The 25,295-nt window shown below is 48.5% G+C and carries 19 protein-coding genes; 5 read left to right on the top strand and 14 right to left on the bottom strand.

The window, feature by feature from the left end:
- Nucleotides 1-458 precede the first annotated feature (458 nt).
- A complete protein-coding gene (gmhB, locus tag L2713_RS18110; protein WP_011625872.1) occupies nucleotides 459-1,010 on the bottom strand; it encodes a D-glycero-beta-D-manno-heptose 1,7-bisphosphate 7-phosphatase in 552 nt (183 codons plus the stop codon).
- Nucleotides 1,011-1,326: 316 nt separating this feature from the next.
- Here gmhB and L2713_RS18105 point away from each other — a divergent pair, with 316 nt between their 5' ends.
- Together L2713_RS18105 and L2713_RS18100 are read left to right on the top strand one after the other, a co-directional pair.
- Nucleotides 1,327-1,998, top strand: coding sequence for a GntR family transcriptional regulator (locus tag L2713_RS18105; RefSeq protein WP_086904656.1), 672 nt, complete (start codon nucleotides 1,327-1,329; stop codon nucleotides 1,996-1,998).
- Nucleotides 1,999-2,090: 92 nt separating this feature from the next.
- Nucleotides 2,091-3,155 carry a ketoacyl-ACP synthase III gene (locus tag L2713_RS18100; RefSeq protein ID WP_248968849.1) on the top strand — a complete coding sequence of 355 codons (1,065 nt, stop codon included), beginning with the start codon at nucleotides 2,091-2,093 and terminating at the stop codon, nucleotides 3,153-3,155.
- A gap of 42 nt (nucleotides 3,156-3,197) precedes the next feature.
- Here L2713_RS18100 and L2713_RS18095 read toward each other — a convergent pair whose 3' ends face one another.
- Together L2713_RS18095 and L2713_RS18090 are read right to left on the bottom strand one after the other, a co-directional pair.
- Entirely contained in the window at nucleotides 3,198-3,797 is a 600-nt protein-coding gene (locus L2713_RS18095; protein WP_248968848.1) for a lecithin retinol acyltransferase family protein, read from the bottom strand.
- A gap of 536 nt (nucleotides 3,798-4,333) precedes the next feature.
- Nucleotides 4,334-5,329, bottom strand: coding sequence for an NADP-dependent oxidoreductase (locus L2713_RS18090; RefSeq protein WP_248968847.1), 996 nt, complete (start codon nucleotides 5,327-5,329; stop codon nucleotides 4,334-4,336).
- Between the two features lie 229 nt (nucleotides 5,330-5,558).
- Here L2713_RS18090 and L2713_RS18085 point away from each other — a divergent pair, with 229 nt between their 5' ends.
- Nucleotides 5,559-5,984, top strand: coding sequence for a MarR family winged helix-turn-helix transcriptional regulator (locus tag L2713_RS18085; protein ID WP_089068056.1), 426 nt, complete (start codon nucleotides 5,559-5,561; stop codon nucleotides 5,982-5,984).
- A 162-nt stretch (nucleotides 5,985-6,146) separates the two neighbouring features.
- Here L2713_RS18085 and L2713_RS18080 read toward each other — a convergent pair whose 3' ends face one another.
- The 11 genes from L2713_RS18080 to smc all read right to left on the bottom strand — a co-directional run bounded on the left by L2713_RS18080 (nucleotide 6,147) and on the right by smc (nucleotide 21,688).
- On the bottom strand, nucleotides 6,147-6,833 hold the full coding sequence (locus tag L2713_RS18080; RefSeq protein WP_248968846.1) for an exonuclease domain-containing protein: 687 nt from the start codon (nucleotides 6,831-6,833) through the stop codon (nucleotides 6,147-6,149).
- Nucleotides 6,833-8,695, bottom strand: coding sequence for a DUF294 nucleotidyltransferase-like domain-containing protein (locus tag L2713_RS18075; RefSeq protein WP_248968845.1), 1,863 nt, complete (start codon nucleotides 8,693-8,695; stop codon nucleotides 6,833-6,835). The genes L2713_RS18080 and L2713_RS18075 overlap by 1 nt, the downstream gene beginning before the upstream one ends.
- A 147-nt stretch (nucleotides 8,696-8,842) precedes the next feature.
- Complete coding sequence (locus L2713_RS18070; protein ID WP_248968844.1) at nucleotides 8,843-10,579, bottom strand: sodium:solute symporter family protein; 1,737 nt, start codon at nucleotides 10,577-10,579, stop codon at nucleotides 8,843-8,845.
- 11 nt (nucleotides 10,580-10,590) lie between these two features.
- Nucleotides 10,591-10,857: a DUF4212 domain-containing protein gene (locus tag L2713_RS18065; protein WP_011622295.1), complete on the bottom strand. Its 267-nt coding sequence runs from the start codon at nucleotides 10,855-10,857 to the stop codon at nucleotides 10,591-10,593.
- Nucleotides 10,858-11,293: 436 nt separating this feature from the next.
- Nucleotides 11,294-11,920 (bottom strand): thiol:disulfide interchange protein DsbA/DsbL, encoded by a 627-nt coding sequence (locus tag L2713_RS18060; RefSeq protein WP_248968843.1) that lies wholly within the window; start codon nucleotides 11,918-11,920, stop codon nucleotides 11,294-11,296.
- A 130-nt stretch (nucleotides 11,921-12,050) separates the two neighbouring features.
- Nucleotides 12,051-12,902, bottom strand: coding sequence for an SDR family oxidoreductase (locus L2713_RS18055; protein ID WP_248968842.1), 852 nt, complete (start codon nucleotides 12,900-12,902; stop codon nucleotides 12,051-12,053).
- Nucleotides 12,903-12,964: 62 nt separating this feature from the next.
- Nucleotides 12,965-14,170, bottom strand: a complete 1,206-nt coding sequence (locus L2713_RS18050) for an HD-GYP domain-containing protein (protein ID WP_248968841.1) — start codon at nucleotides 14,168-14,170, stop codon at nucleotides 12,965-12,967.
- Nucleotides 14,171-14,379: 209 nt separating this feature from the next.
- A complete protein-coding gene (locus L2713_RS18045) occupies nucleotides 14,380-14,868 on the bottom strand; it encodes a DUF2919 domain-containing protein (RefSeq protein WP_248968840.1) in 489 nt (162 codons plus the stop codon).
- 156 nt (nucleotides 14,869-15,024) lie between these two features.
- Complete coding sequence (gene ligA, locus L2713_RS18040; RefSeq protein WP_248968839.1) at nucleotides 15,025-17,094, bottom strand: NAD-dependent DNA ligase LigA; 2,070 nt, start codon at nucleotides 17,092-17,094, stop codon at nucleotides 15,025-15,027.
- A gap of 98 nt (nucleotides 17,095-17,192) precedes the next feature.
- Nucleotides 17,193-18,233 carry a cell division protein ZipA gene (zipA, locus tag L2713_RS18035; RefSeq protein ID WP_248968838.1) on the bottom strand — a complete coding sequence of 347 codons (1,041 nt, stop codon included), beginning with the start codon at nucleotides 18,231-18,233 and terminating at the stop codon, nucleotides 17,193-17,195.
- 26 nt (nucleotides 18,234-18,259) lie between these two features.
- On the bottom strand, nucleotides 18,260-21,688 hold the full coding sequence (gene smc / locus L2713_RS18030; RefSeq protein WP_248968837.1) for a chromosome segregation protein SMC: 3,429 nt from the start codon (nucleotides 21,686-21,688) through the stop codon (nucleotides 18,260-18,262).
- Nucleotides 21,689-21,929: 241 nt separating this feature from the next.
- Between smc and cysZ the strand changes: the two genes are divergently transcribed.
- On the top strand, nucleotides 21,930-22,709 hold the full coding sequence (gene cysZ / locus L2713_RS18025; RefSeq protein WP_248968836.1) for a sulfate transporter CysZ: 780 nt from the start codon (nucleotides 21,930-21,932) through the stop codon (nucleotides 22,707-22,709).
- 128 nt (nucleotides 22,710-22,837) lie between these two features.
- Nucleotides 22,838-25,237, top strand: coding sequence for a DUF5916 domain-containing protein (locus tag L2713_RS18020; protein ID WP_248968835.1), 2,400 nt, complete (start codon nucleotides 22,838-22,840; stop codon nucleotides 25,235-25,237).
- Nucleotides 25,238-25,295 lie beyond the last annotated feature (58 nt).

Raw genomic sequence — 25,295 nt, 5'->3', positions numbered from 1 at the left:
ACTCATTCATTGATTTAATTTTTTGATTACTCGCCAAACGGCAGAGTAATTTCGATTAACTCAACACCTGTGAGTGTCCACACAGATTTGCTTGATAAATTGTTAAAGAGCATGGTTATTTGCCTTGGGCGTTTAACGCTTTTGGCTTTCACCGTTGACCCCGCTGGGCCAGTGGATGCGCATTATAGGGATGTCAGATTTTACCGCAACCCCTTTCGACAAAATAATGAGAAAAAGCGACGTGAGTGCGCAATTTTTAAACCAAACTTCGGTTTTAGCGCCTAATTCGCTGTAATTTCCATCACTTTGGTTATATTTATCGCCCTAATAACGCCGTTAGCACGGGTCACACTGCAAAACGATAAAGTAAATACTGCACTTTTTGTTGTTAAGCTCTCGGTTCGAGCTCAATCTCGCCGTTCAAATCGATTGATACACGCTTTAAATAGCAAGATAAGCTACTTCTTTAAAAATCCCGGCACATCGGCAATGCTATCGAGCACTACAGACGCCTCGCTATCATCAGCGATTGCTTTACCAGTACGGACGAGGATACGTGTCGGGACCCCTGCAGCTTTGGCCGCAAGCATATCGTCTGCTTTATCGCCCACCATGACCGACTGCGACAAATCGATTTTCAGGAATTTTGCCGCATCGAGTAGCATGCCAGGTTTTGGCTTGCGGCAATCGCAATCGACTTTATATTCACCGAGACCTTTTTCATTATGGTGCGGGCAATAATAGATGCCATCGAGGTCGACACCTTTATCGGCAAAGTTCCAATCCATCCATTCGGTGAGACTGTGGAATTGATCTTCAGTATACATGCCACGGGCAATCCCCGACTGATTGGTAACCACCACCAATTTGTATCCCATTTGCTTTAAGGCGAGGCAGGCTTCAAACACACCTTCTATATATTCAAAGTCATCCACCTGATGCACATAACCATGATCTTTGTTGATCACACCATCACGGTCTAAAAATACGGCTCGATTGACTGTACCCACAGTACTACTCCACTCACTAAAAACGGCGCTTAATGCGTAATTTCCCTATTATTCCATCCATTGCAAGAAATTGCACCGCGAAGTTGTCAGCGACATGACGCAGTTTGAACAAGTTCCGGCTTATCTCGACTAACGCGGGCGTAAAACCGTATTAAATCGTACTTATCCCGATGCATTTCGCCGATAAAATCGCCCGATAATGCTTTTTTAGGCTTAAGGGGTGCGGTATTCAATCGAGCTTTTCCCTTTATTTGTACTGTTTTTAACGGTAACCTTGCACAGATAACAATAAAACACCTAAAAACAGACGGTCATAATGAGTCGAACTACGCCTATAGTCCATAAAACCCGCACCCAATTAGTTGTAGAAGTGCTGAGAGAGAAAATTCTTTCGGGTGATATAGCCGCAGGGGAACCACTCAGACAAAGCGCCTTAGCCGAAGCCTTACATGTAAGCCGCATTCCCGTGAGAGAAGCCTTACTACAGCTGGAGGCGGAGGGGCTTGTGAAGTTCGAACCCCATAAAGGGGCGACCGCGACCGAATTATCCGTTGAACAAGTGACTGAGCTTTTTGAATTACGCGCCATGATCGAAACCGATCTGCTCGCCAAAGCCATACCACGACTTCAAGAAGACGATTTAATAAAAGCAGAACGCGTATTGGAGCAATTGGAATCGGCCTTTAAACATGAAGATGCCGTCGCCAGTTGGAGCGAGCTAAATACACAGTTTCATACCTGTTTATATCAAGCCGCCAATCGTCCACATACGCTAGAGGTTGTCCACGGCCTCAATACTAACTGCGATAGATATATCCGTTTGCAATTGCTGCTCGCAGGAGGCATTCCCGCAGCAGAGCACGAGCACCGCGAACTGCTCAACTATTGCAAACAAAGAGAAACAGAGAAAGCCACGGCGTTGCTGCGACATCATATTTTGCATGCCGCAATGACAATTCGGGATCTCGTCGCCAAACAGGTGGTCTAGATCACGGACTGTCATTCGTTATACCGATAAGCTTTGTTGTCGATTTGAGGCAGCACTTCAGGTTCTGCCTTTTTTATTTGAGAGAAAACACCATGCAGTACGCCACTATCACTGGCTGGGGAAAATGTGTTCCTCCCGCCACCTTGACTAACGATGATCTTGCTACTTTTATCGAAACTTCCGATGAATGGATTAAAAGCCGTACCGGGATCAGCCAGCGTCATATCAGCCATGTGAATACCTCTGAGTTAGCATCGGTTGCCGCTAAACGCGCCCTTGCAGCGGCGGGCATTGACGGCAGCGAAATTGATATGATCATTTTAGCCAGCGCCAGCCCAGATACCTTGATCCCTAATATTGCCTCCACAGTCCAGGCGAATATTGGTGCAAGTTGCGCAGCCTTCGATATCAACGCGGCATGCAGTGGCTTTTTGTATGGCTTAGGCTTAGCCAGCTCACAGATCAAGAGTGGTCAGTGCAAAAAAGTACTAGTAGTCGGTGCCGAACGTTTATCTTTCTACCTCGATTGGTCACGCCGTGAAACCGCCGTGTTGTTTGGTGATGGCGCGGGCGCAGTTATTGTTGAAGCGACGGATGTTCCGGGCGGTGTGTTAGGTTATGAGCTGAATAACGATCCTGAAGGTCGCGATATCCTAAAAGCCGGTTTTGGTACTGCGATGGATAGATTCTCCGCCGAGTCCTTAGATTTTTATATTCAATTCGATGGCCAAGAAATCTTTAAACGTGCCATTAATGGTATGAATAAGTTAAGCAATCAAGTGCTGGAGAAATGTGGCGTCGATAAGGATGAAGTCGATTTAGTGATCCCACACCAAGCGAACGAGCGCATTATCGATACCCTCGTTAGCCGCATGAAGATCCCTAAAGAAAAAGCCTTCGTGAACATCGCTAACTATGGCAACACCTCGGCAGCCACTATCCCTATCGCCATCTGCGATGCATTGGAAAAAGGCTTAATTAAGCCAAACCAAACCATTCTATCTTGTGCTTTCGGTGCGGGGTTAACCTCAGCAGCGCTGTTATTGCAATGGGGCGAGCGCGTAACGCCGGTTCAAGTGAGTGATGCCCAGCTGCCTCCTTGCGAGTTGAGTGGCATTGAGCTGGTTAAACGTGCTGTGGATTATTTCTGTAAGTAATTAATCCCGAACACGGATAAAAGGCCATCTTCGGATGGCCTTTTACATTTTTATCTCTTCAGGTACGCGACGCATTTCATCCCAGTAAATCCCCTGCTTAAAATAGCCCGCGAGTTTTTGATTTAATTCGTTAAAGCTTTTTATGGCAACCTCTTCACCACACAAACATGACCAGACGAATCGATGGCAGTTGTTGTCGAACAAATCATATTCACGGTATTGATAAATGGCCCGCTCGGCGCGGCTCACCATATCACTGGCAATCAGTGGTTGATGTTGATGATTACAGGCAATATAGATTTGGCTACCAGTGCGCCCCGCTAAAAAGCGCTTTACCGATACCGCCCGTATCAGCCCTGAGCCATGTAACTCGACAAGGCAATCATCCGCCAACCAAATGCCCGTATGTTCAATGACCCCAAACACATAGCAGCAGACAATGCTGCCAGGCTGCGGCGAGACTTGCTTAAAGCCCTTTTGCCACTGACTTGGCGCAGCGATCATGGCTTGGTTACCCGTCGATAGCCGTGGCGCCTTACCTAATAAACGGTCACGCTCAAGCTGCTGGCGCTTTTCACGTTCATCGGCGAGCAATAACGCCCCCATAGCCGCGCTGCCTAGCCAAAGTAACGGTAATGGCATCCTCATCCCCTCATGGCATCAGTTATCTGTAAAATGCGTCGTTAATAGATAGGGGTCAAGAAAGTCGGATGGCGTTTGCGCCTCCTGCTTACCCTCACCTTTCTTTAAACCTAGTGTTCATTCAATCTATCCTTGTGTCAGTACGTCTTAGCCTTTGAATTCTTAGTAATAAGAGTGAAGTACAGTTCCACTGAATTGCCAAGTCTCCCGCAAAGGTCACCAAGCATGATACGGGTAACTAACCTTTTAACGGGCCATTGAGTTTCTCAGGACTGCGATGTTGCAGTGTAGTGGGATAAGCGTGAATTAAAGCTGAAATCGCTAGCCAGAGTACAAACTCAGCCGGCTTGATTGTGAAAGAAAAAGAAAACTGAAGCCTTTGTAAAAACAGGCTTCAGCTCAAACGATGACTTTATTTACGACAGCAAGTGCCTTCCGCCGCAGCATCACTTGGCATGACTCACGTTTGGCATAGCCCACGACATCAAGGTGCATCGGATTGCACCTTGATACTAAGCCGTAAAAGTACTGCAAGATTAGAGTTTAACCAGCATTTTGCCTTTGTTTTTGCCTTCGAACAGGCCAATAAACGCCTCTGGGGCTTGCTCTAAACCTTGGTAAGCCGTTTCTTGCGATCTCACTTTACCCGCCTGCAGCCACTGCGCCATTTGAGCGATGAATTCTTCAAACTGGTCAAAGTAATCCATCACAATAAAGCCCTGTATGGTTAACTTTTTGGTGATGATTGCTAAGAGATTGCTTGGACCTGGGACTGGCGTCTGCGCGTTATAATCGGCAATCATCCCACATACAGAAATACGGCCATATTCGTTCAGCACATTCAATGCGGCTTCAAGGTGAGCGCCGCCGACATTCTCAAAATACACATCAATGCCATCGGGCGCCGCGTCACGCAAAGCCTGAGTTAAATCAGTGACTTTTTTATAGTTAATCACCGCATCCACACCCAGACTTTTCACTAATTCAGCCTTCTCATCCGAGCCAACCGAAGCAATTACTTTACAGCCATTAAGCTTAGCGATTTGACAGACAACCATGCCCACCGCGCCCGATGCGGCTGAAACAAACACGGTATCTTTAGGGATTAATTTCGCAATTGTCATTAGACCCACCCAAGCAGTTAATCCGGGCATACCAAGCACACCTAAAAAGTACTGCTCAGGAATATTCGCTGAAGGCAATAAGGTGAGATCCTGCCCATCACTGATAAAGGCGCTGCGCCAGCCACTGACATTGCTCACTTTTGACCCCACCGGGAATTGAGGATTGAGTGATTCAATAACTTCACCTATGGCCCCGCCGTCCATAACCGCATCAATCTGGAAGGGTGGAATGTAGGAATCTTTGTCCATCATACGGCCACGCATATAGGGATCGACTGACATCCAGGTGTTTTTAACCAGTACTTCTCCAGCTTTTAAGGCGGGCAATGTCACCTCGACCTGTTTAAAATTTGCCAGAGTAGGCATACCAATAGGGCGTGATGCTAAATGAATTTGACTGCTTATCATGTACTTAACCTCTATTACGTCGGACACTCTGCAAACAGGGAGTGATATTTCGACAATGAACTAAACTTATTAGCTTGCAAATAGTTTGCGCACAAACTGTTTGCCAATAAACTACCCACAAGTGACGCACAAATCAACTGTTACGCCTGAAAATATTTTGCGCGCAAACTATTTTTACAAAGTAAAATTTGTTAACATCAACCTTCATTGTTCATCCTGGGTAAGCGGTATGGCTCAAAAATTATCAGACAACGTGTGCTTTGCACTCTATTCGGCGACCAACTCATTAGTGCGAGCCTTTCGTCCCATCCTTGACGAATACGATCTTACCTACCCTCAGTACATAGTGATGCACTCACTCTGGTACGTGAACGATGTCAGTCTCAAAGAGTTATCCAACGACACGCGTTTAGATCCCAGCACCTTAACCCCAATCGTTAAACGCTTGGAATCAAAGGGCTTACTCACCCGTAACTTATCCGAGTTGGATGAACGTAAAAAGGTTATTTCCCTCACAGACAAGGGCAGACAATTACGGGAGGAAGCGACTCAGCTCACGGAGAAATTGGTGGCTCGCTCCAAGATGAATGCCGAGCGTATCGAGGAATTACGTCGCTTATGTCTTGAATTAGAAGCCGATTTATCGAAAGACTAGCCAGCCGAAATAGCGTTCTTTAGCACGCTTTCTAAAGCCACCTTTTGTTAGCACTCAATTCTCACGACATGCATTAGATTTAGATATTCAGCTCAAGAAAATCAGACAAAGGGATTTAGGCGCAGAGACAATCATTCTGCAGCGAGGGCGCTAACACATCGTTTAGCGTGAGTAAGCCAGTAATTCACCCACCTTTAATTCTTCAACGCCCCCCATACTTGCCACCTGTGCCAACAACAGTTCGCTGCAGGCCAGTGCGTCAGTCAGGGCGCTGTGGGCGCCATAAATCGGCAATCCATATCGCTCACGGCATGCCCCAAGCCTCAAGCTGCCTTCTTTAAGCACTGAGTGTTCACGTAGCAAGCGGTGTTTTTCCAGCAGCAAGGTATCAATCGCAGGCAGTACAATCGCTTGATGATAAATCGACAAGATATCTTGCTGTAAGAAACGGCAATCGAGTGGGGAATGGTGCGCAACCAACACATGACCATGGGTTTGCGCCACAAACCATGCCATCGCCTCTTCAATGGTCACCGCCTCGGTTAAATGATTATCGAGGATCCCATGAATCGTCGCACTCTGCCCCACACTTCCTTGAATTTGCACCAGTTTTTGCTGTGCGCCCTTCAAGGGAATCGCCCCATTTTCAATTGGCACCAGCCCAATACTTAAGATTTGGTCCTGTAAGGGATCGAGTCCTGTCATTTCCAAATCCATCGCCATCAAGGGCGCCCGGCTAATGGGCAAATCTAAGAGTGGCAATAAGGATTGATAGTAATCCTTAAATAACTCATGCTGACAGCGCAGTGCTCGCCACCTCAGCTTAGCGTTAACCCACCATGGTCCCATTAAAAGCTCCGCATAAATTTCATCTTCATGCCCGACTGGGCATCATGGACCACCTTAAAGGCATCCCGTAGTTGATGCCGTACCAAAGAAGATAAATGTCCAGGTAACAGATAGTTACTGATTTTAAGCCCCTGTGTATGTTGGTAACCTTGATTCGATAAACGCATATGGGCAATAAATTCATGGGCATCGGCCAAGTTAAGCGCATCCTTACGATTGAGAATATTGGCGTCCATCAGCGCGCGGATCCGTTTGGCGGTATTCACTTCCTTAATCCCCGCCGACAGCGCATACACGCGGGCGATATCGTTGATTAACGCATTTCCTTTATGTTTTAAATCAATGCCTTTTACCTCACTGCCATCGCGCTCTAACACAAATTTTCGAAAAAAGCCTAAGGGCGGCGACTCGACGAGGGAATTGCCCGTCATCCCCGCAAGGAAAATATCATTGTCTTTGGTTTGTGCCAGCACTTTATCCTGCAGGGCGTCGAACAGGGATTGCGGGCCAAACACTGAGCGCATATCGAAAAAAATACTCGCATGCATCAATGCTTTAGGCTCAGGCGTGACCACCCACTTTTCAAAGACCTGTTGCCATGCTTTGAGCGACATCCGCCACTGGGGGTTTTGCGCCATGATATTACCAGGACAAAAAGCATAACCACATTGATCTAGCCCCGCGCAAACCGCATGGGTCAAGGCATCGAAATACCCTTTGGCATAATCATCCATTTCCTCGGCCACCAGCAAGCCGTTATCTTGATCCGAACAGGCGGCTTGATCTTGTCGTCCTTGTGAGCCAAAGGCTAGCCAGCAAAACGCCATCGGCGCCTCACCGAGAATTTGTTGATTGAGCACAATCAAGCGCCGCGTTAACGCATCGGTGACCGAGGTCAGCACGCGACCAATCTCCTCAGCCCTTGCATCGGCACTGATTAAATTTTGTAACAACAAGGGAATTTGTTTACTGACGCTGATTAAGCTGGCGAGATCCCGCTGCCGCTCGATTTCACCAATCAGCAGCAAGGGCTGCGAACCTTGGCCACGTAAGATGTCGGTGCTGGTCACCATACCAATGGCTTTCACTTCATCGGTATTTTGATCATCAATAATCGGCAGATGGTGAATATTATGTTCACTCATCAATAGCATCGCCTCGAAAATCAACGCATTGGATGAAATCGAAATCGGCGATGTGGTCATGGCTTGATGCACAGCGATGCGACCATCGAGTCCGGCAGCAAGCACTCGATTACGCAGATCCTTGTCGGTTAAAATCCCCACTAGCTTATGATTATCTGTGACGAGTAAAGACGACACCCGCGAGTTACGCATCAAGAGCGCCGCTTGCGTTACGCTAGCATGGGCATCGATCATAATGGGTGAAGATGACATCAAGGTACTGATTCGACTGGTGGTCGTCAGATCTTTCGCCTTAAACCGCGCCTCGTGACGTAACCGCTTGGCAAAGGCGCGGGTAAAAAATTTATCGAAGTGTCGACTCTCGCTTCGCAGTTGGTCAAACAATGCCTGCGGTAGGTGATATACCAAACTGTCTTCGAGAATCGCGACCCGATTAACCACTTTCTCCCCAGACAACAGCGTCGAAAAGCCAAAAAACTCCCCTTCGGCAACCCTATCCACTAACACCCCTTCGGGATCGCGTACCTCAAAGGCACCGCTGCGAACCAAATACAATTTCGGCGCATCGGCATCAAATTTCACAAAACCCGAGGCTTTGCTGTAATAACCGACGATCACTGACTTAGCACAATGGCGAATAGTGTCCTCTGGCAAGGTATCGAAGGGAGCCGTAGACGTTAAAAACTGCACAACGGGTTGTAATTCGCTGGCGTTCATAGCAACACCTTATTTTAGGTGAATTTTATCCCACTATAGCGCGCACAATTGTTGGGCCATATACGACTAAAGTCAGCCTTAGGCTTGCGCTGACGCCATAAAAACAAAAGGACGCCTATGCGTCCTTTTATCTTAATCTAAATGATATTAGTGGCCGCTGGCCTCACCCGCCCCTTTAGGGAAACGGATAGACTCAACCATATCTTGTACATGGGCTGGTGCCGCTGCGGTCAGTTTGCAGACAATAGCCGCAACCGCAAAGTTCACCACCATACCAACCATACCGATACCTTCTGGCGAAATACCGAGGAACCAGTTAGCCGAGACGTTAGCCGTTGGGTTTACAAACTTGAAGTAGATGATGTAAGCAGCAGTGAACAGTAGACCTATCACCATACCTGCGATTGCACCTTCTTTGTTCATCGTCTTAGAGAAAATCCCCATGATGATGGCTGGGAACAGAGAGGATGCCGCCAGACCGAAGGCGAATGCCACTACCGCAGCCACGAATCCTGGAGGGTTAATCCCGAAGTAACCCGCAATCACGATACCGATACCAGCCGCCAGTCGAGCGTACATCAGCTCTTTCTTGTCAGAGATATTTGGCATCAGGTTCTTCTTCAGTAAATCGTGTGACACTGAAGTCGAAATAACCAGTAACAGACCCGCAGAGGTAGATAACGCCGCCGCTAAGCCACCCGCTGCCACCAGTGCGATAACCCATGCTGGCAGATTCGCGATTTCTGGCGTTGCTAATACGATGATATCGTTGTCGATCTTCATTTCGTTAGGGCTAGCAGCATCTTCCATTTTGCCTTTGGCATAGTAGATTTTGCCGTCGCCGTTTTTGTCATCCCATTTGATCAGACCGGTTTTTTCCCAGTTTTTGATCCAATCTGGCGCAGACTCATAGGCAACACCCTTTTGATCAGGGCCGTTAATGGTCTCAATCATATTAACGCGAGAGAATGCCGCTAATGCAGGAACAGTAGTGTACATGATGGCGATAAACACCAGTGCCCAGCCCGCAGAGATACGCGCATCTTTCACTTTAGGTACAGTGAAGAAACGCACGATAACGTGGGGTAAGCCCGCAGTACCAACCATCAAAGCACCGGTAATACAGAACACGTCGATCATGCTCTTAGAACCATCGGTGTAAGGTGCAAAGCCTAGATCCGCAGACAGATTGTTCAGCTTCTCGAGCAGGTAAACCCCAGAATTATTGCCGGCAGCATCGAGTATTTCAGCGCCGAAACCAATTTGAGGAATGATATGACCCGTCATCATCACAGATAAGAAAATCGCAGGCACCATAAAGGCGAAGATCAGCACGCAGTATTGGGCAACCTGAGTATAGGTAATCCCTTTCATACCACCGAGCACAGCGTAGAAGAACACCACGGCCATACCGATATACACGCCAGTGTCCACATCCACTTCGAGGAAGCGCGAGAATACCACACCCACACCGCGCATTTGGCCTGCGATGTATGTAAAGCAGATGAAAATAGCGCAAATAACCGCTACCGTACGCGCCGCTTGGGAGTAATAACGCTCACCCACGAAATCAGGCACAGTGAACTTACCAAACTTACGTAAATACGGCGCCATACACAGGGCTAATAATACATAACCGCCCGTCCAGCCCATCAGGTACACACTGCCGTCGTAACCGACGAAAGAAACAATACCCGCTAACGAAATAAAGGACGCCGCTGACATCCAGTCGGCTGCCGTTGCCATACCGTTTACAACGGGGTGAACACCGCCACCCGCAACATAGAACTCTTTAGTCGAGCCCGCACGGGACCAAATCGCGATCCCAATGTAGAGCGCGAACGACAGCCCCACAATCAGATAAGTTAATCCTTGTACACCCATTTCCGTTCTCCTTAGTCTTCTTGTACGTTATATTTTTTATCTAAGGCGTTGGCTTTTGCCGCGTAGACAAAAATAAGCGCAACAAAGACATACATAGATCCCTGTTGGGCAAACCAGAAACCTAACTTGAAGCCCATGAAATGGATTTCATTGAGTACATCAACCAATAGAATGCCACATCCAAATGAGACTGCGGCCCAAATAGCCAATAGGCCTAAAACGAGACGTAAATTCTCATTCCAGTAACCTTTTGCTTTATCGTTGTTTTCAAATGCCATAGCGACTCCCCTGTGCTGTTTTATTTTTAAGTCTTGTTAAATCTAGCAACAGCTGGAGTGACCACAATCAAGACCTTAGTCTAATTTGAGAAGTGCCTCACACCAGAAAAAATTGAATAGTATTTAAAATCATAAAGTTAACAATGATTTTACATTTTGGTGCAAAAGTTATTTTTTGAGCAGCTTAGACCAATGTCGAAGATCCTAAGGCTAGAAACGGCACAAATGCCATGCTAGTTGGATGGCAAGATGAGGTAGATGAGTAACAGTAACTGGCTGTGAAATAAATAAAATATTGTACTGCAGAGAGATAAATTGCCGTCAGGAATCTAAGGATTTCCGCTAAGAATTATCAGTAAAAAAGCAAAAAATAACCCAGCATCGCTGGGTTATGGGAAACAAATAAATGGGCGCCAGCATAGACGCAAGTTCAAGCTTATTTTTTGGCGGCTAAGAATTTTACTAGCTCGGCTAATTCTTCAGGATTGTGTACTTTTGAGGTCACTAAATAGCGGCCATTGACTAATAAGGAAGGCACGCCTTTAATGCCCGATAATTCTGCCTGCGAGTCGTAATTCATCACGGAAAATTTCGCATCGACAGAGTTCATCGCCGCATCGACATCATCGGCCTTCGCGCCTTGCGCCACAAAGAAGGCTTTGACCTGTTCAGGGCGAGTAAATTGTTCACCCTTTTCATGGATTTGTTTAAAAATCGCTTCGTGCACTTGCTTGGTCATTTTCAGCTTTTGCGCGACAAAATAGGCTAATTGACTCAGCTCCCATGCCGGACGCCCCGCACCCACCGGCGTACGCTCGAAGGCCACATCTTTGCCTAAGAGTTTTACCGTGGAAGCGATAAAGGGTTCCTGCTTGTAGCAATGTGGGCAGTTATAGGAGAAGAACTCACGCAGCACAGGCTTTTGTGCTTCGCTGATCCCAGCAACAGTGACGTAATCCTTCCCTTCTTCAAAACTCGCCGCCTGCAGTGCAAAGCTCGCACTTAACACTAATCCACAGGCCAGTGCTGCCAAAGGTCGAACAAAATTAGTTAGGCTTATCATATTTTCTCTTCTTATTAGTGACTGCATCATTGAATCGTAAGTCGTTTGCAACACGCACAGGCCATTAAGATACCTCAAAAGATGGCCAAGGTTCTTAAACATTTGTTAACAATAGGCGCTAAATCACCCACTAACAGGCCGCCAGCATCGCAAGGGGCGAAGCAAACTGATACTCAAACCCAAGCTCACGGACTATCGCATCACCTAGAATGACTTTACTGGGTTGTAACTGCCCATTAAATTGCGGCGCCGCTAATCCCAAGGACTCGGCAGCCGCCACATAAAATTCGCTTCGCGAAGGATGCGCTGGCGCGCAAAGATTATAAATTGCGGCGACCTTTTCCCCCTTCACCTTGGCATCAATAATCAAGCTCACCGCCGCAACGCAGTCCTGCAAATGCACCAGATTGACCGCAACATTGCCACCCGCCACATCGGTTTTACCGGCAAAGAAGCGCCCAGGATGACGTTTGGGTCCAACCAAACCTGCAAAACGAACGATGCAGCTATTCGGTTGGCGAGCAAATAAATCTTCGGCATCCAATAACACCTGTGATGAAGCCGATTCAGCCTGTGCGTCAGCTTCGGTCATAGGCTGGTCGAGGGAAGGATAAACGCCCGTGGTGCTGATAAACACTATGCCCTGATAGTGCCAGCCTTGGGTTAGCGCAATTAACTGCTGTAATTCTTGAAGATAGGCGGTATTGCCGTGTTTGAGGCGCGGAGGAATATTAACGACAAGAAAATCGGTCTGAAACAAGTCCTTTAAGGTCTGCGCGTCGGGGAGAACGTCAGCGTCATCCCCAAGTTGCAGTTGGAATCCATGGATCCCCGCCTCAGTGAGAGGCGCTAACTCCTCCGTGCGGCGTTTAGCGCCAGTAACTCGGTAACCCGCTTGCACTAAGTGTTTCGCAAGGGCAAAGCCAAACCAACCACAACCGACAACCGCAACACTTTTTTGATCTGCCACACTCAACTCCATTTCCTTTGACCGACACCCCAAGGTATTTGGGCCAATAGCATACGGAACTCAGGTGGCGGGATTCAAGCTTGGAACGAGCTAAAATAAAAACTAATGCCTTTGTCCATTTGCAAGGTGCGGATCGCGCCCTCGGTTAACTCCTCGGCGCGAATGGTTTTTTGTACTGTCACCCCTTCATCACTTAAAAAACGTAATGAGGCCTCGCTACCATCTTCCTTACAGGCCCACACCTGCGGCTGGCTCACCTCTTTGGTGGTCATAATCACCTTAGCGACAGTGTCGTCGGATAGCTTGACGATAGTACCCGGCGGATAGATACCTAAAATCTTAACTAACACAGCAATTAAGGATTCGGCATGTTTACTCGCACGATTTTTAAATAAATAACCTAAAGCCACCTGCGGTGAAGAAGCCTGCTGGCCACTGAGCTGCTGATCGTAATCGTTCGCCAGACTCACTATTTGCGTGATAATGGGGATTTTGGCCCCGGAGAGCCCATCGGGAAAGCCTGAACCATCAATAAACTCATGGTGGTGCAGCACAATATTCAGCACCTCCTTTGGAAAGAGTCCCGAGCGATTCAGCATGTCATAGCCAAAGTTCGGGTGCATTTGCAGGTAATTGGCCTCATGGGGAGTGAGCGCGCCCCGTTTACGGCGGATCACATCGGGGACTTTGAGTTTACCTATATCGTGGAATAGGCTCCCCAAGGCAATATCGCGCAGATCCCGCGCCGGCAAATCGAGTGCCTGACCTATCATCATGGCTAATACTGCTACCGAGATGCCGTGCTGAGTCACGCTGACCTCTTTTTCATCCATTCCGACCAAAGTGAGGAAAGGTTTCTCGACCTCCTGCAAATGGCTGAGTAAATCTTCTACTAAGGCGGCCGACAAACGATAAGCCCCTTCGGGGTCGCTCACCACTTTGCCATACACATTGCGGCACTGGTTAACGCTCTCTAAGAAACGCTTCTGACTTAAACGCATCGCCTTACGGGTATCGGCCTTTAAGTCACGCTCCGGTGGCGCTTCTACAATCTCTTCGACCTCTTCCTCTTCTGCCGTCGATTCGAGTCCATCACTATTGCCTGAGATCAGATACACATAGGGCACACCGAGTCCGCGGATCATCTCAATGTGAGCCGGACTACTGATATCCACACGGTTAAATAAAAAAGGGTGATTCGTCCATGACAAAGGCAACTTGACTCTCATGCCAAGTTGAAGTTCTGAAAGTAATAGTTTTCGTTGGGCAACTTTTGTCACGCAATATGACTCCTTTCATGCACGCAAGAAGCACATCTTTTGGCTTCTTTGGCCGCACATTTAAGCTAAGTACATATAACTATAGATGATTCAACAAAATCAGTAAGCTATAAGTGAAAAAATGCTTATCAAACTGAGGGATAGTACACACAAATTATCCCTCAGTGACTAGATATTTGATAAAAAGCTGAAATTACAACAAGATGACCTTAGTCTGCTTTTACCGACGTCACAGTCTCTTTCGGCCAGTCGGCTAGATAATAGCCGAGGCGTTTTGACTTGTAGACATACAAACACGACCAGAACAGCACTAAGGCGTCGAGGGCTAAACTCCAATGGAATAAAAATTGCCCGTGTATTAATCGCTGCGCAAGTAAGATTGCATCGAGTAACAATAAAATCCACAATCCCCATTTAAGGTGTACAAACACAGGGCGCAGCCATGAGGGCGAACGCCGCCGCTCCGCCAGTACCACAAAATACAGCGCCACGGCACCCAGCCCCGCCGCGAGTGCGAGTAAAAAGTCAGACTTTTCAGGATAGAAGAGCCGTACTAATTCAGCTCTGTCACTGGCTTGGGTCAGAGAGGCAATAAAAATACACCAGCCACGGGCGAGAAAAGCCAGAATGGCATATAAAAAAATCGGTGGTTTGATATGGCCTTTATCATCGAGCCAAGTGATGTGACTAAAATTCAATCGCAATCCATTTAGTAAAAACTAAAGCAATATAAACAAGATGGTGGCGTAACGGCTAAATTCAATGGCTAACATAAATAATTCAAATGTAGCGCTTAAGACCTAGCCATAAAAAAGCCCCGCAAGGCAGGGCTTTATACACTAAGCGGCAGCGACTTAGCTATTTGCAGCCAGAAGAGCCAATAATTCATCCTCGCCAATCACTTTCACGCCAAGCTCCTGCGCTTTGGCAAGCTTAGACCCCGCCGCTTCGCCCGCGACTAAGCAATCGGTATTTTTCGACACACTGCCCGCCACTTTGGCGCCTAAAGCCTGTAACTGTGCCTTAGCATCGTTACGGTTAAGCTGATTCAAGGTACCGGTTAACACCCAAGTCTGCCCCTTCAACGGCTGCTCATCGGCGCTTGGCGCTGCAATCGCTGGCCAGTTAACGCCAGCCGCAATCAAGGCATCGATCACCTCTAGGTTATGGGGCTGGGCAAAGAAATGCGCCACGTGCTGGGCAACGACTTCACCAATATCTTCAACTTGAATAAGTTGCTCTATGGTGGCCACGCGCAGTGCCTCTAGGCTACCAAAGTGAGTCGCCAGGTTCGCCGCCGTGGCCTCCCCCACCTCACGAATGCCTAAGGCATAGAGGAAACGTGGCAAAGTCGTGGTTTTAGCCGCTTCAATCGCCTGCGCGAGATTGGTGGCCGACTTCATTCCCATACGGTCGAGCATGGTCATCATAGAGGCGGTAAGTTTAAATAAGTCCGCCGGGCTTTGAACCAGCTCCTTATCAATCAACTGCTCGACAATTTTATCGCCCATGCCGTCGATATCTAATGCCTTGCGGGAGGCAAAATGCTTGATCGCCTCTTTACGCTGGGCCTCACAGAATAAACCGCCGCTGCAACGGGCCACGGCCTCACCTTCTAATCGCTCAACCAAACTGCCGCAAACGGGGCAATGTTGTGGGAAGGCAATCGCCTTAGCATCTTCTGGGCGGCGCTCAGGCACTATGGCCACAATTTGCGGGATCACATCGCCGGCGCGGCGGATAATCACAGTATCGCCCACCATCACACCTAAACGCTCGATTTCATCGGCATTGTGCAAAGTGGCGTTCGATACCGTCACGCCGCCGACAAACACAGGTTTTAGGCGCGCAACTGGCGTCACCGCGCCGGTGCGACCCACTTGAAAATCTACGCCTTCGAGCAGGGTCATTTCTTCCTGCGCGGGGAACTTATAGGCAATCGCCCAACGGGGGGATTTAGCCACAAACCCTAAGGTTTGCTGCTGGGCGATATCGTTCACCTTCATCACCACGCCATCGATCTCAAAGGGTAAATCGCTGCGGCGAGTCAATATATCTTGATAGTAGGCAAACACTTGGCTGAGTTCGTCGCAGACTTTGATCTCGCTACTGACTGGCAGCCCCCAAGATTTAAGTTGCTGCAATTGCTCATAATGCGTCTTAGCTAGTTCATGGGAAATCGGCTCCACCACACCTAAGGCGTAGGCATAAAAAGACAGCGCCCGTGACGCGGTAATTTTACTGTCGAGCTGACGTAAGCTGCCCGCCGCCGCATTACGCGGATTCACAAACAGTTTTTCATCCTTTAAGCGCGCACGCTCATTTAGCGCCTCAAACGCCGCCTTGGGCATAAAGGCTTCGCCGCGCACTTCAACCAATTCGGGATAGTCGTCACCGCGCAGTTTGAGCGGAATTGACTTAATGGTTTTAACGTTTTCGGTAATATCTTCGCCCACAGTGCCATCGCCACGGGTCGCGGCGCGTTCAAGCACCCCATTGCGATACAAAATACTCACCGCCAAACCATCGAGCTTAGGCTCACAACAAAAACTCACTTGCCCCACTCTGTCGCTGACACGTTTATGAAACGCGCTAAAGTCCGCCTCATCGAAGGCATTATCGAGACTTAACATGGGTTTAAGGTGAGTAATTTGTTCAAACTTTGCAATCGCCATACCGCCCACTCTTTGGGTGGGCGAGTCGGCAGCAACAAACTGAGGATACTCGGCCTCAAGCTGTTTCAGACGCTGCATTAATCTATCGTATTCGGAGTCGGTAATGCTTGGCGCATCATCGACATAATAACGAATATTGTGTTCATTCAGAGATTGGCAGAGCGCCTGCATCAATGGCTGCGCATTTTGTGGCGTGACAGCTTGAGAAAGCAGTTCAGATAGGCGTTTATCGAGTTGAATGTCTTGCATATTCATTATCCAGAATTCTTAAGCATCAAAAAGTTGCAAAAAATGAGGCCGCATTTAGCGGCCCCATCTGTCTATCACCGCGGTCTCGCGGCGTTGCATTAAGCGTTTGCGCGAATGCGGTGTAAATAATCTTGCTTAGTAAACTCGCCCCAAGGTTGACGCTGACCATCGAGCACAACCGCATCGATATCATCCGCCAATTGGCGCGCCGAGTTAAGCATGATGGAGAAGTTCATTAGCGCATCACCGTAGCAAGGTAAGGTCATAAAGAACACCACGCCTTGGGTGCTGAATTGTTCCATATTATCTGGGTCAAAAATCCCAGGTTTTACCATATTCGCAATAGAGAACAACACCTTACCATTACCCGCATTATCCACATGGCGGTGGAAAATATTCATATCGCCATACTTAAAGTTAAGGGTTAAGAAGCAAGGTAACAATTCAGCGCCATTAAGCTGCTGGCCTTCTTTTGCCACAACGTGCAGCACTAATACGTCGCGTGGCTCACCTAAATCATCATCTGGCTGTTCAACGGCTTGAGGTTGCTCTTCTTCATACGCCTCTTCCTCATCGAAAAGAGCGGTTTGCGTAGGCATTTGCACCTGCGCACGTTGTTCTTCGGCGGCTTTTTGCGCCACCATGGCCGCATGGGATTGCCCTACATGGGCTTGGGCTAGATTGGCAGAATGTCCTTGTAATACGGGCTCTTGGCGTGATGCTTTAGGGCCGCGGTGTTGTTCTTTGGCCGTGGGGGATTGCAGACTAAAATCAGGCTGCGCCATGCTTGGCTCTTGCTTAAACAGTGGCTTAGGTTCAACTTGCACGGGTTCCATAGGTTGCGGTTGTGCTTTAGCTTCTTGCTTTAAATAAGGGTTAAACGCAGGTGCCTCTGGGGTATGGGCTTCATTCGCTTTACGGACTCTGACGGCACCAATCCCATCGGCGTCGAAACCATCGGCATCGACACGCTTAGGCGCGCCCTCGCCACGTTCGGCCTGCTTTTTATAGAAATTGCCCATCGGACTATCTTTCAATGACTTAGGTTGTTGTCTTCTGATAGACCAAAATCCATGCACCAGCACAGCAACTATGGCTATGGCGCCTAAAACGAACAATACTAGTTGCAAATCTTCCATTGGTTACCCTGTATTTCTTCTAGTTATCAAGCGTCGGCCATTGCCACCGCTTGCTCTAAATCTACTGCGACTATACGGGATACACCCGGCTCATGCATAGTCACACCGATAAGTTGATCAGCCATCTCCATCGTAATTTTGTTATGGCTGATATAGATAAACTGTACGCTCTGCGACATTTCCTTCAATAATCGACAGAATCGTTCTACGTTGGCATCGTCTAAGGGCGCATCCACTTCGTCTAACATACAGAAGGGAGCTGGATTCAACCTGAAAATCGCGAATACCAATGATAAAGCCGTTAGGGCTTTTTCACCACCGGAAAGAAGATGGATTGTACTGTTCTTCTTACCTGGCGGCTGAGCCATGATGGTCACGCCCGTTTCTAATAAATCGTCTTCCGTCAGCGCTAAATACGCGCGTCCGCCACCGAATACCTTAGGGAATAAACGCCCGAGATCTTCGTTTACCGCATCAAATGTGGTCTTAAAGCGAGTGCGGGTCTCCTTATCGATTTTCCGAATGGCTTCCTCTAGGGTGGCCAGACCGTTATTTAGATCTTCATCTTGATGATCCAAATAGGATTTTCGCTCACTTTGTTGCTCGAATTCTTCGATCGCCGCGAGGTTTATCGCCCCTAAGCGAATAATTTTTTGGCGGATCTGATCCAAATCACGCTGCCACTTGTCGGGATGCCCATCCGCAGGCAGAGAATCGACAATCTGGGCGAGCACAATTTGTTGCTCTGACAGCGCCGCTAATTGGCTATCGGCCTGCCCTTTTAATCCCTCACGACGTAACTTTAACGTGCTGAGGCTTTGAGTCAAGCCCTCAAGCTTACCAAGCTCTTGTTTTTGCTTTAATCCTATACTGTTTAGCGTTTCAGTGAGCGAACTTTGTTGTGACCTGAGGCTTTTAAGTGCCTGTTGCTGACTCTGTTGTTGATTGAGTAACTGCGCCAGTTGTTCGCTGAGCTGCGCCGTTTGCTGATCGCCCTCTTGTGCCGCGACGTTGGCAAGTTGGGCTGACAGTGTTTCCTGTGAGTGGACTAATTCACTGACACGTACCCGCTGTAATTCAATTTGTTCTGTGCTCACCGCCATTCGAGTAGCGATCGATTGCAGACTGGCATTGAGGCTCGTTAAGCGCCGCTCGGCATCGCCAATTTGAGCCTTCAGGGCTTGATGGCGAGCCATATCCCCCTGCGCATCTTGGCTTTGTTGCTGTTGCTGCTCAAGGCTGACCTCTAGCGCCTCTGCCAGCTCATCCTCTTGCTCCGAAAGCAATATTAACTGCTCGGCAAGCTCGGCTAACTCGGCGTGGGTCCGGGCAACAGTTTCTGCGAGTTGCCCCCGCTTAGCTTCGCGCTGCTTGGCCTGGATCTCTGCGTTATTAAGCTGGGTCGATTTGGTGGCTTTATCGAGCTGCAACTGGTGTAAGCGTTTAGTGCCTTGGCTTAAGCTGTCACGCACTTGGGTTAATTGCTGCGCTAATTCATCGAGCTTTGCCTGCTGTATGGCTTTTGCCTGCTCGCAATCAGCGATGGTCTCGTTCAGCTCGGTTTGCTCTTTACTCAATTGCACTAAGGATTGACTATTATCTTGTTTAGCAATCAAAAAACCCTTGCCGAGCAAGTAACCGTCGGCGGTCACGATTCGCTCATCGACCGCCAAGCTCGGAAGCAGTGCTTGTGCGCTGGCCAAATTATCGGCCCATTTGAGTCCCTTAAGCCAAGGGGAAAGGTTCAATTTGGCACCTAAGATGGGAGAGCCATCGAGATGCGCATCCGCCGCCAAGGCCGCATCGGCATAAAAGCCTATTTCATTGGCGTTAACGCCCACAGGCAGCGTCATCAATCCCTGCAGCGCCAGTTCGGCAGCGGCTTCCCAGCCGTTTTCCACTTGAATGCTTTGCCACAGCTGCGGCTTATCACTTAACTCTTCTTGTTTCGCAAGCCATTGTTCAACCAGTTCGAAGCGTGCCCGCATCGAGGTTAAACGCTGTGATAATTGCTCAAACTCACCGCGGGCCAAATCTAACGCATGAGTATCGGCAGCCAGAGTGGATTCAAACTCTTGATTGATTTCAACTTGTTCAGCTAATGCTTGCTCTAACTGGGCAATCTCGTCATTAAGTGATGCGCTGCTATCTTCGAGGGCATGCGCATTAAGCGAGGCCAGCTCTTGTTGTTGCTCTTGATGTAGCGGGGTTTTATGGGCATTTAATTGTTGCTGATGAGCCAGTTTGCTGCGGTGTAACTCTAATTGCAGCTTATGCTGAGCGACGGCCGCCGCTAGCACTCTGGCGCTTTCACTTTGCGCCTCACTGCGCGAAACACTCATTTCCCACTGAGCTTGCAGCTCATCGAGCATTTCTTGCTGCAACTCATGTTGCGGTGCAAGTTGGCTAAGCTCCGCCTCAAGCGCTTGAAAGCTGGCTTGGTAAGCGGCTAATTTGGCTTGGTTTTGAATGATTTGCTCATTCAACTGCTCAAGCTGATTATGCAACTGGGCATCGCGCTGCTTTTGGCTCTGTAACTGTTGCTCAAGCTTGGCGATTTCGGTTCCGGTCAGGTAATAGGCTTCGACCGCCTGCTGCTCCTGCTCGGCTAAGTGCGAAAGTGTGACTTGCAACTCGGTGCTTTCTAACTCGCCGGTTTGCGCTAAGGACTGGGCCGCCGCTTGTTGCAGCTCGAGCGAGCTAATCTGCTCCGATAGACTAGCCATTTGGCTCTGCAGCTCTTGATAGCGCATCACCAGCAGCTCGGCATGGGTTTTACGCTCAGCTTGCTTCAGCTCACGATATTGCTTCGCCGCCTTGGCCTGCTGACTGAGTTTTTCCAGTTGTTTGGCTAACTCGCTGCGAATATCCCCTAAACGCTCCAAGTTTTCGCGGGTATGGCGGATACGGTTTTCCGTTTCACGCCGCCGTTCTTTATAGCGGGAAATCCCCGCAGCTTCTTCAATAAAAGTCCGTAAATCTTGTGGTTTAGATTCGATTAAACGTGAAATCGTGCCCTGTTCGATAATGGCGTAACTGCGCGGCCCAAGCCCGGTGCCCATAAACAGATCGGTGATGTCTTTACGGCGACACTTTTGGCCATTGAGAAAATACCAAGACTCACCGTCACGGCTCACCTGACGTTTTACTGAGATTTCTTCATAACTGGCGTATTGGCCCGCAAGGCGGCCCTCTTTATTTTCAAACACCAGTTCAACGCCCGCCACAGACACGGGTTTACGTGCGCTGGAGCCGTTAAAAATCACGTCACTCATGGAGTCGCCGCGCAAATGCTTTGCCGAGCTTTCGCCCAGCACCCAACGCACAGCGTCAATCACGTTAGACTTGCCGCAGCCATTTGGGCCAATAATGGCGCTTAATGCCTGTAAAAACGGAATTTTGGTGGGATCGACAAACGACTTAAAGCCGGCAAGTTTTATTTGTTTTAATCTCATGGTGCCAGTTAGCGCGTCTCAGTATAAAAAGCCATCAGGGCGATGACCAATAGGGATGCAGGCCAATATTAGCCCGAGTCATGTCATAGAATTCTGAGGCCAACTTTAGCAAAGCAGGCAGTATTTTGTAACGCTTTTTATTGAATTCATATGGCTTTTAGCTTGTCATCTCGCGACGAGTTGATCACAATCGCACTTATCTGTATCTCACGCTGTATCTCAACTTTTTTGGAATGACGATATGACACAGAAATCCTCCTCCCCTTCGCAGGGTAAAAGTGGTGTGAATTATTTTCTCGATGGCTTTGGTTTAATCAAACGTAAAGGCCTGCGCACCTTTGTATTTATTCCGTTAATGATCAACTTAGTGCTGTTTGCGGCGGTTATCTATGTGGCGATTGGGCAGCTCGATGTGCTCTTCACTTGGATGAATGCCCAGCTCCCCGAATACTTAAGTTGGCTTAACTTTTTGCTCTGGCCGTTAGCGGTGACCACTATGTTGGTGATGCTGGCGTTTGTTTTTAGTTCGGTGATGAACTGGCTGGCCGCGCCCTTTAATGGCTTGCTGGCCGAAAAGGTCGAGCAGTTATTGACCGGCAAACCGATGAATACGGGCTCGGGCATGGACGTCGTCAAAGACTTACCGCGCATTCTTGGCCGTGAATGGATCAAACTCAAATACTATTTACCCCGTGCGCTGGTATTTTTGCTGCTGTTTTTAGTGCCCATGGTGGGGCAAACCTTAGCCCCTATCCTGTGGTTTTTATTCAGCGCTTGGATGATGGCGATTCAATACTGCGACTATCCCTTTGATAACCACAAGGTCAGTTTCAAGGATATGCGCTTTGCCCTTAATCAGACCCGCGGTACCAGCTTTAGCTTTGGTGCGACTGTAACCCTGTTTTCGATGATCCCTGTGGTCAACTTTATCGTGATGCCAGTCGCGATTTGTGGTGCCACCGCCATGTGGGTCGACAAGTACCGCGAAGCTTACCGTAATCCTGTAGTTTCTCCTGAATAATCCCCCCAAAGCACTGGATGCTCGCCATCCAGTGCCACCTTGGTTTCAGCTATTTTTAATACAATTCTTGTAACAATTACCCACTCTTGTTAACCCGCAATTTCTGGCACACTGCGCACCATTTTAGAATGATTTGGGCCTTGTTGTTGAAGACGTTTCTCCCCTTAGTGTTATCGACTGCGGTATTTCTCAGTTCGCCAAGCTTGGCGGGCTCAGCCAGCCAATTTCAATTAACGATTCCGACCTTAGAAGATGCCGCCGAGATTGATGGTGAATTTGATGAGGCGGTGTGGCAGCACGCGGCGCAGGCCGAGCTACGTTATGAAACTCAGCCCGCTGAAAACACGGCGGCGCCCGTTTACACCGAGGCCAGAATCTACGCGACCCAAACCAGCCTATTTGTGGCCTTTACCGCCAAAGACAGTCTGCCACAACATATCCGCGCCACCCTCAAGGACAGGGATAATCTTTGGGGCGACGATCTGGTAGGGATAAAACTCGATACCTTTAACAACGCGCGTTTGGCCTATCAGTTTTTTATCAATCCACTGGGCGTGCAACTAGACTCGATAGAAAATGAGCTCACGGGCGAAGAGAGCGAAGCTTGGGATGGCATTTGGAAAACCGCCGGTAAAATGACCGCCGAGGGTTACCAAGTTGAAGTCGAACTGCCTTTACGGCTATTTAACTTTGACGATAAAAAGCCTGTTCAAGAATGGGGATTTGAGCTGATCCGCTATTATCCACGCAATGAAAACCATCGTATCTCCACCCATAGAATCGATCGCAACATCAGTTGCCAGCTCTGTCAGCTCGGCGTCGCCACGGGTTTAGCCTCCGCCAAGCAAGGGCAAGATCTGCAAATTACCCCGTCCTTTGTCGCCAATCGCAATGAGCAAAAAAGCGAAAATGGTTGGCAAGCGAAAAACAATTATGAACCCGGGCTCGATTTACGCTGGGGTATCAACTCACGCACCTTGCTAAATGCCACCATTAACCCCGATTTCTCCCAGGTGGAGTCTGATGCTGGCCAGCTCGATATTAACAGCACTTTTGCGCTGTTTTTTGATGAGAAACGCCCCTTCTTCCTCGACAATAAAGACTACTTCGATACCCAAGTGAATCTGCTGCATACCCGCAATATTGTATCGCCGGACTATGGGCTTAAACTCACCAGCCAAACCGAGCAACACACTTGGGCATTGCTGGCCGCTAATGACAGCCAAACCACCTTTTTGATGCCGGGGAATTTAAGCTCTGAGGTCACCTCTTTAGCAGAGGAAAGTCTTAATCTGGTGGCGCGTTACCGCTTCGACATGGATAAAACCTTCTCCTTTGGTGGGCTAATCACGGCCAAGAGCAGTGCCGACAACCAACTGACAGCATTTGCCGAGCAAAATGATTATCACAATTATGTCATGAGCTTAGATGCAAAATACCAACCGACAGCCCAGGATATTTTTACCGCTCAAGTTGCACAGTCGCAGACCCGCTACCCTACTGCCCTGTATCAACAGTTTTGTGGCAATGTGGAGGGAGAACTGACAGAAGGGCTACTCTGCGGCCAAACGCCGTTAAGCTGTGAGCTCGGCCAATGCCAAGTGAATGAGCAAGTGTTACGTAGCCAATCGGATCGGGATTTCAGTGGCGCCCTGTATCAACTGACCTATGAACACAACGCCCGCGATTGGTTTGCCTACGGCGAGTACCACGACGTGTCTCCCGATTTTCGCGCCGATTTAGGCTTTGTGGAAAAAATTGATTACCGCACCTTTATGGCCGGTGGTGGCTTAATTTGGTATCCCGAAACCGTATTTAACAAGATTAAATTCGGCGGCGACTGGGATATCACCCACAATCAAGCAGGAGAGCAGCTAGAGCAAGAGTTTGAAATCTTTTGGGAAATGTATGGCGCGCTACAGAGTGAGTTATCCTTTGGGATAGAAACTCGGGAACGCGTCGGCCCACGCCATGACAGCGCGCAACTGGCAGTATTAGGTAACAGCAATCAATACCAAGAAACCCAAGGCTGGCTTTACGGCGCGATTACGCCCACCTCGGCCCTGAGTCTTGAGCTGGAGATCCATTACGGCGATGAGATTGACTTCCTTAACGATCGATTAGGCACAAAAACCTTAATCAATCCGATATTCAAATGGAAAATTGCCAACGGCCTGTCGGTGGATGTTTCCCATCAATATCAATATATGGAAGTCGAGCAGGATAAACTCTTTAGCGCAAATCTCTCGGATGTGCGCCTGCACTGGCAATTGAGTCTGCACAGCTTTATTCGCCTATCGAGCATTTACACCCAAATCGAGCGTAATCTTGCGCAGTATTTGTATTCGACACCCGATAGCGAAGAGGCACACTTAGGGAATGAAATCCTCTACGGCTACAAACTCAACCCCCAGAGCGTGTTCTATTTGGGCTATTCCGACAGTTTAACCTCGGATGATGAGCTCACGCGGCTCACTCGGGATGAGAAAACCTATTTTATGAAGCTAAGTTACGCCTGGTTACTCTAGGCTGAAAGGTTGAGCATAAAGCCCGCAGCAAGGCTTGTGGGCTTAAATCGGAATGCTA

The sequence above is a fragment of the Shewanella seohaensis genome, from assembly GCF_023283775.1.
Lineage (GTDB): Bacteria > Pseudomonadota > Gammaproteobacteria > Enterobacterales > Shewanellaceae > Shewanella > Shewanella seohaensis.
The sequence above is the reverse complement of the archived record's forward strand: the minus strand, read 5'-3'. Positions and strand labels throughout refer to the sequence as shown.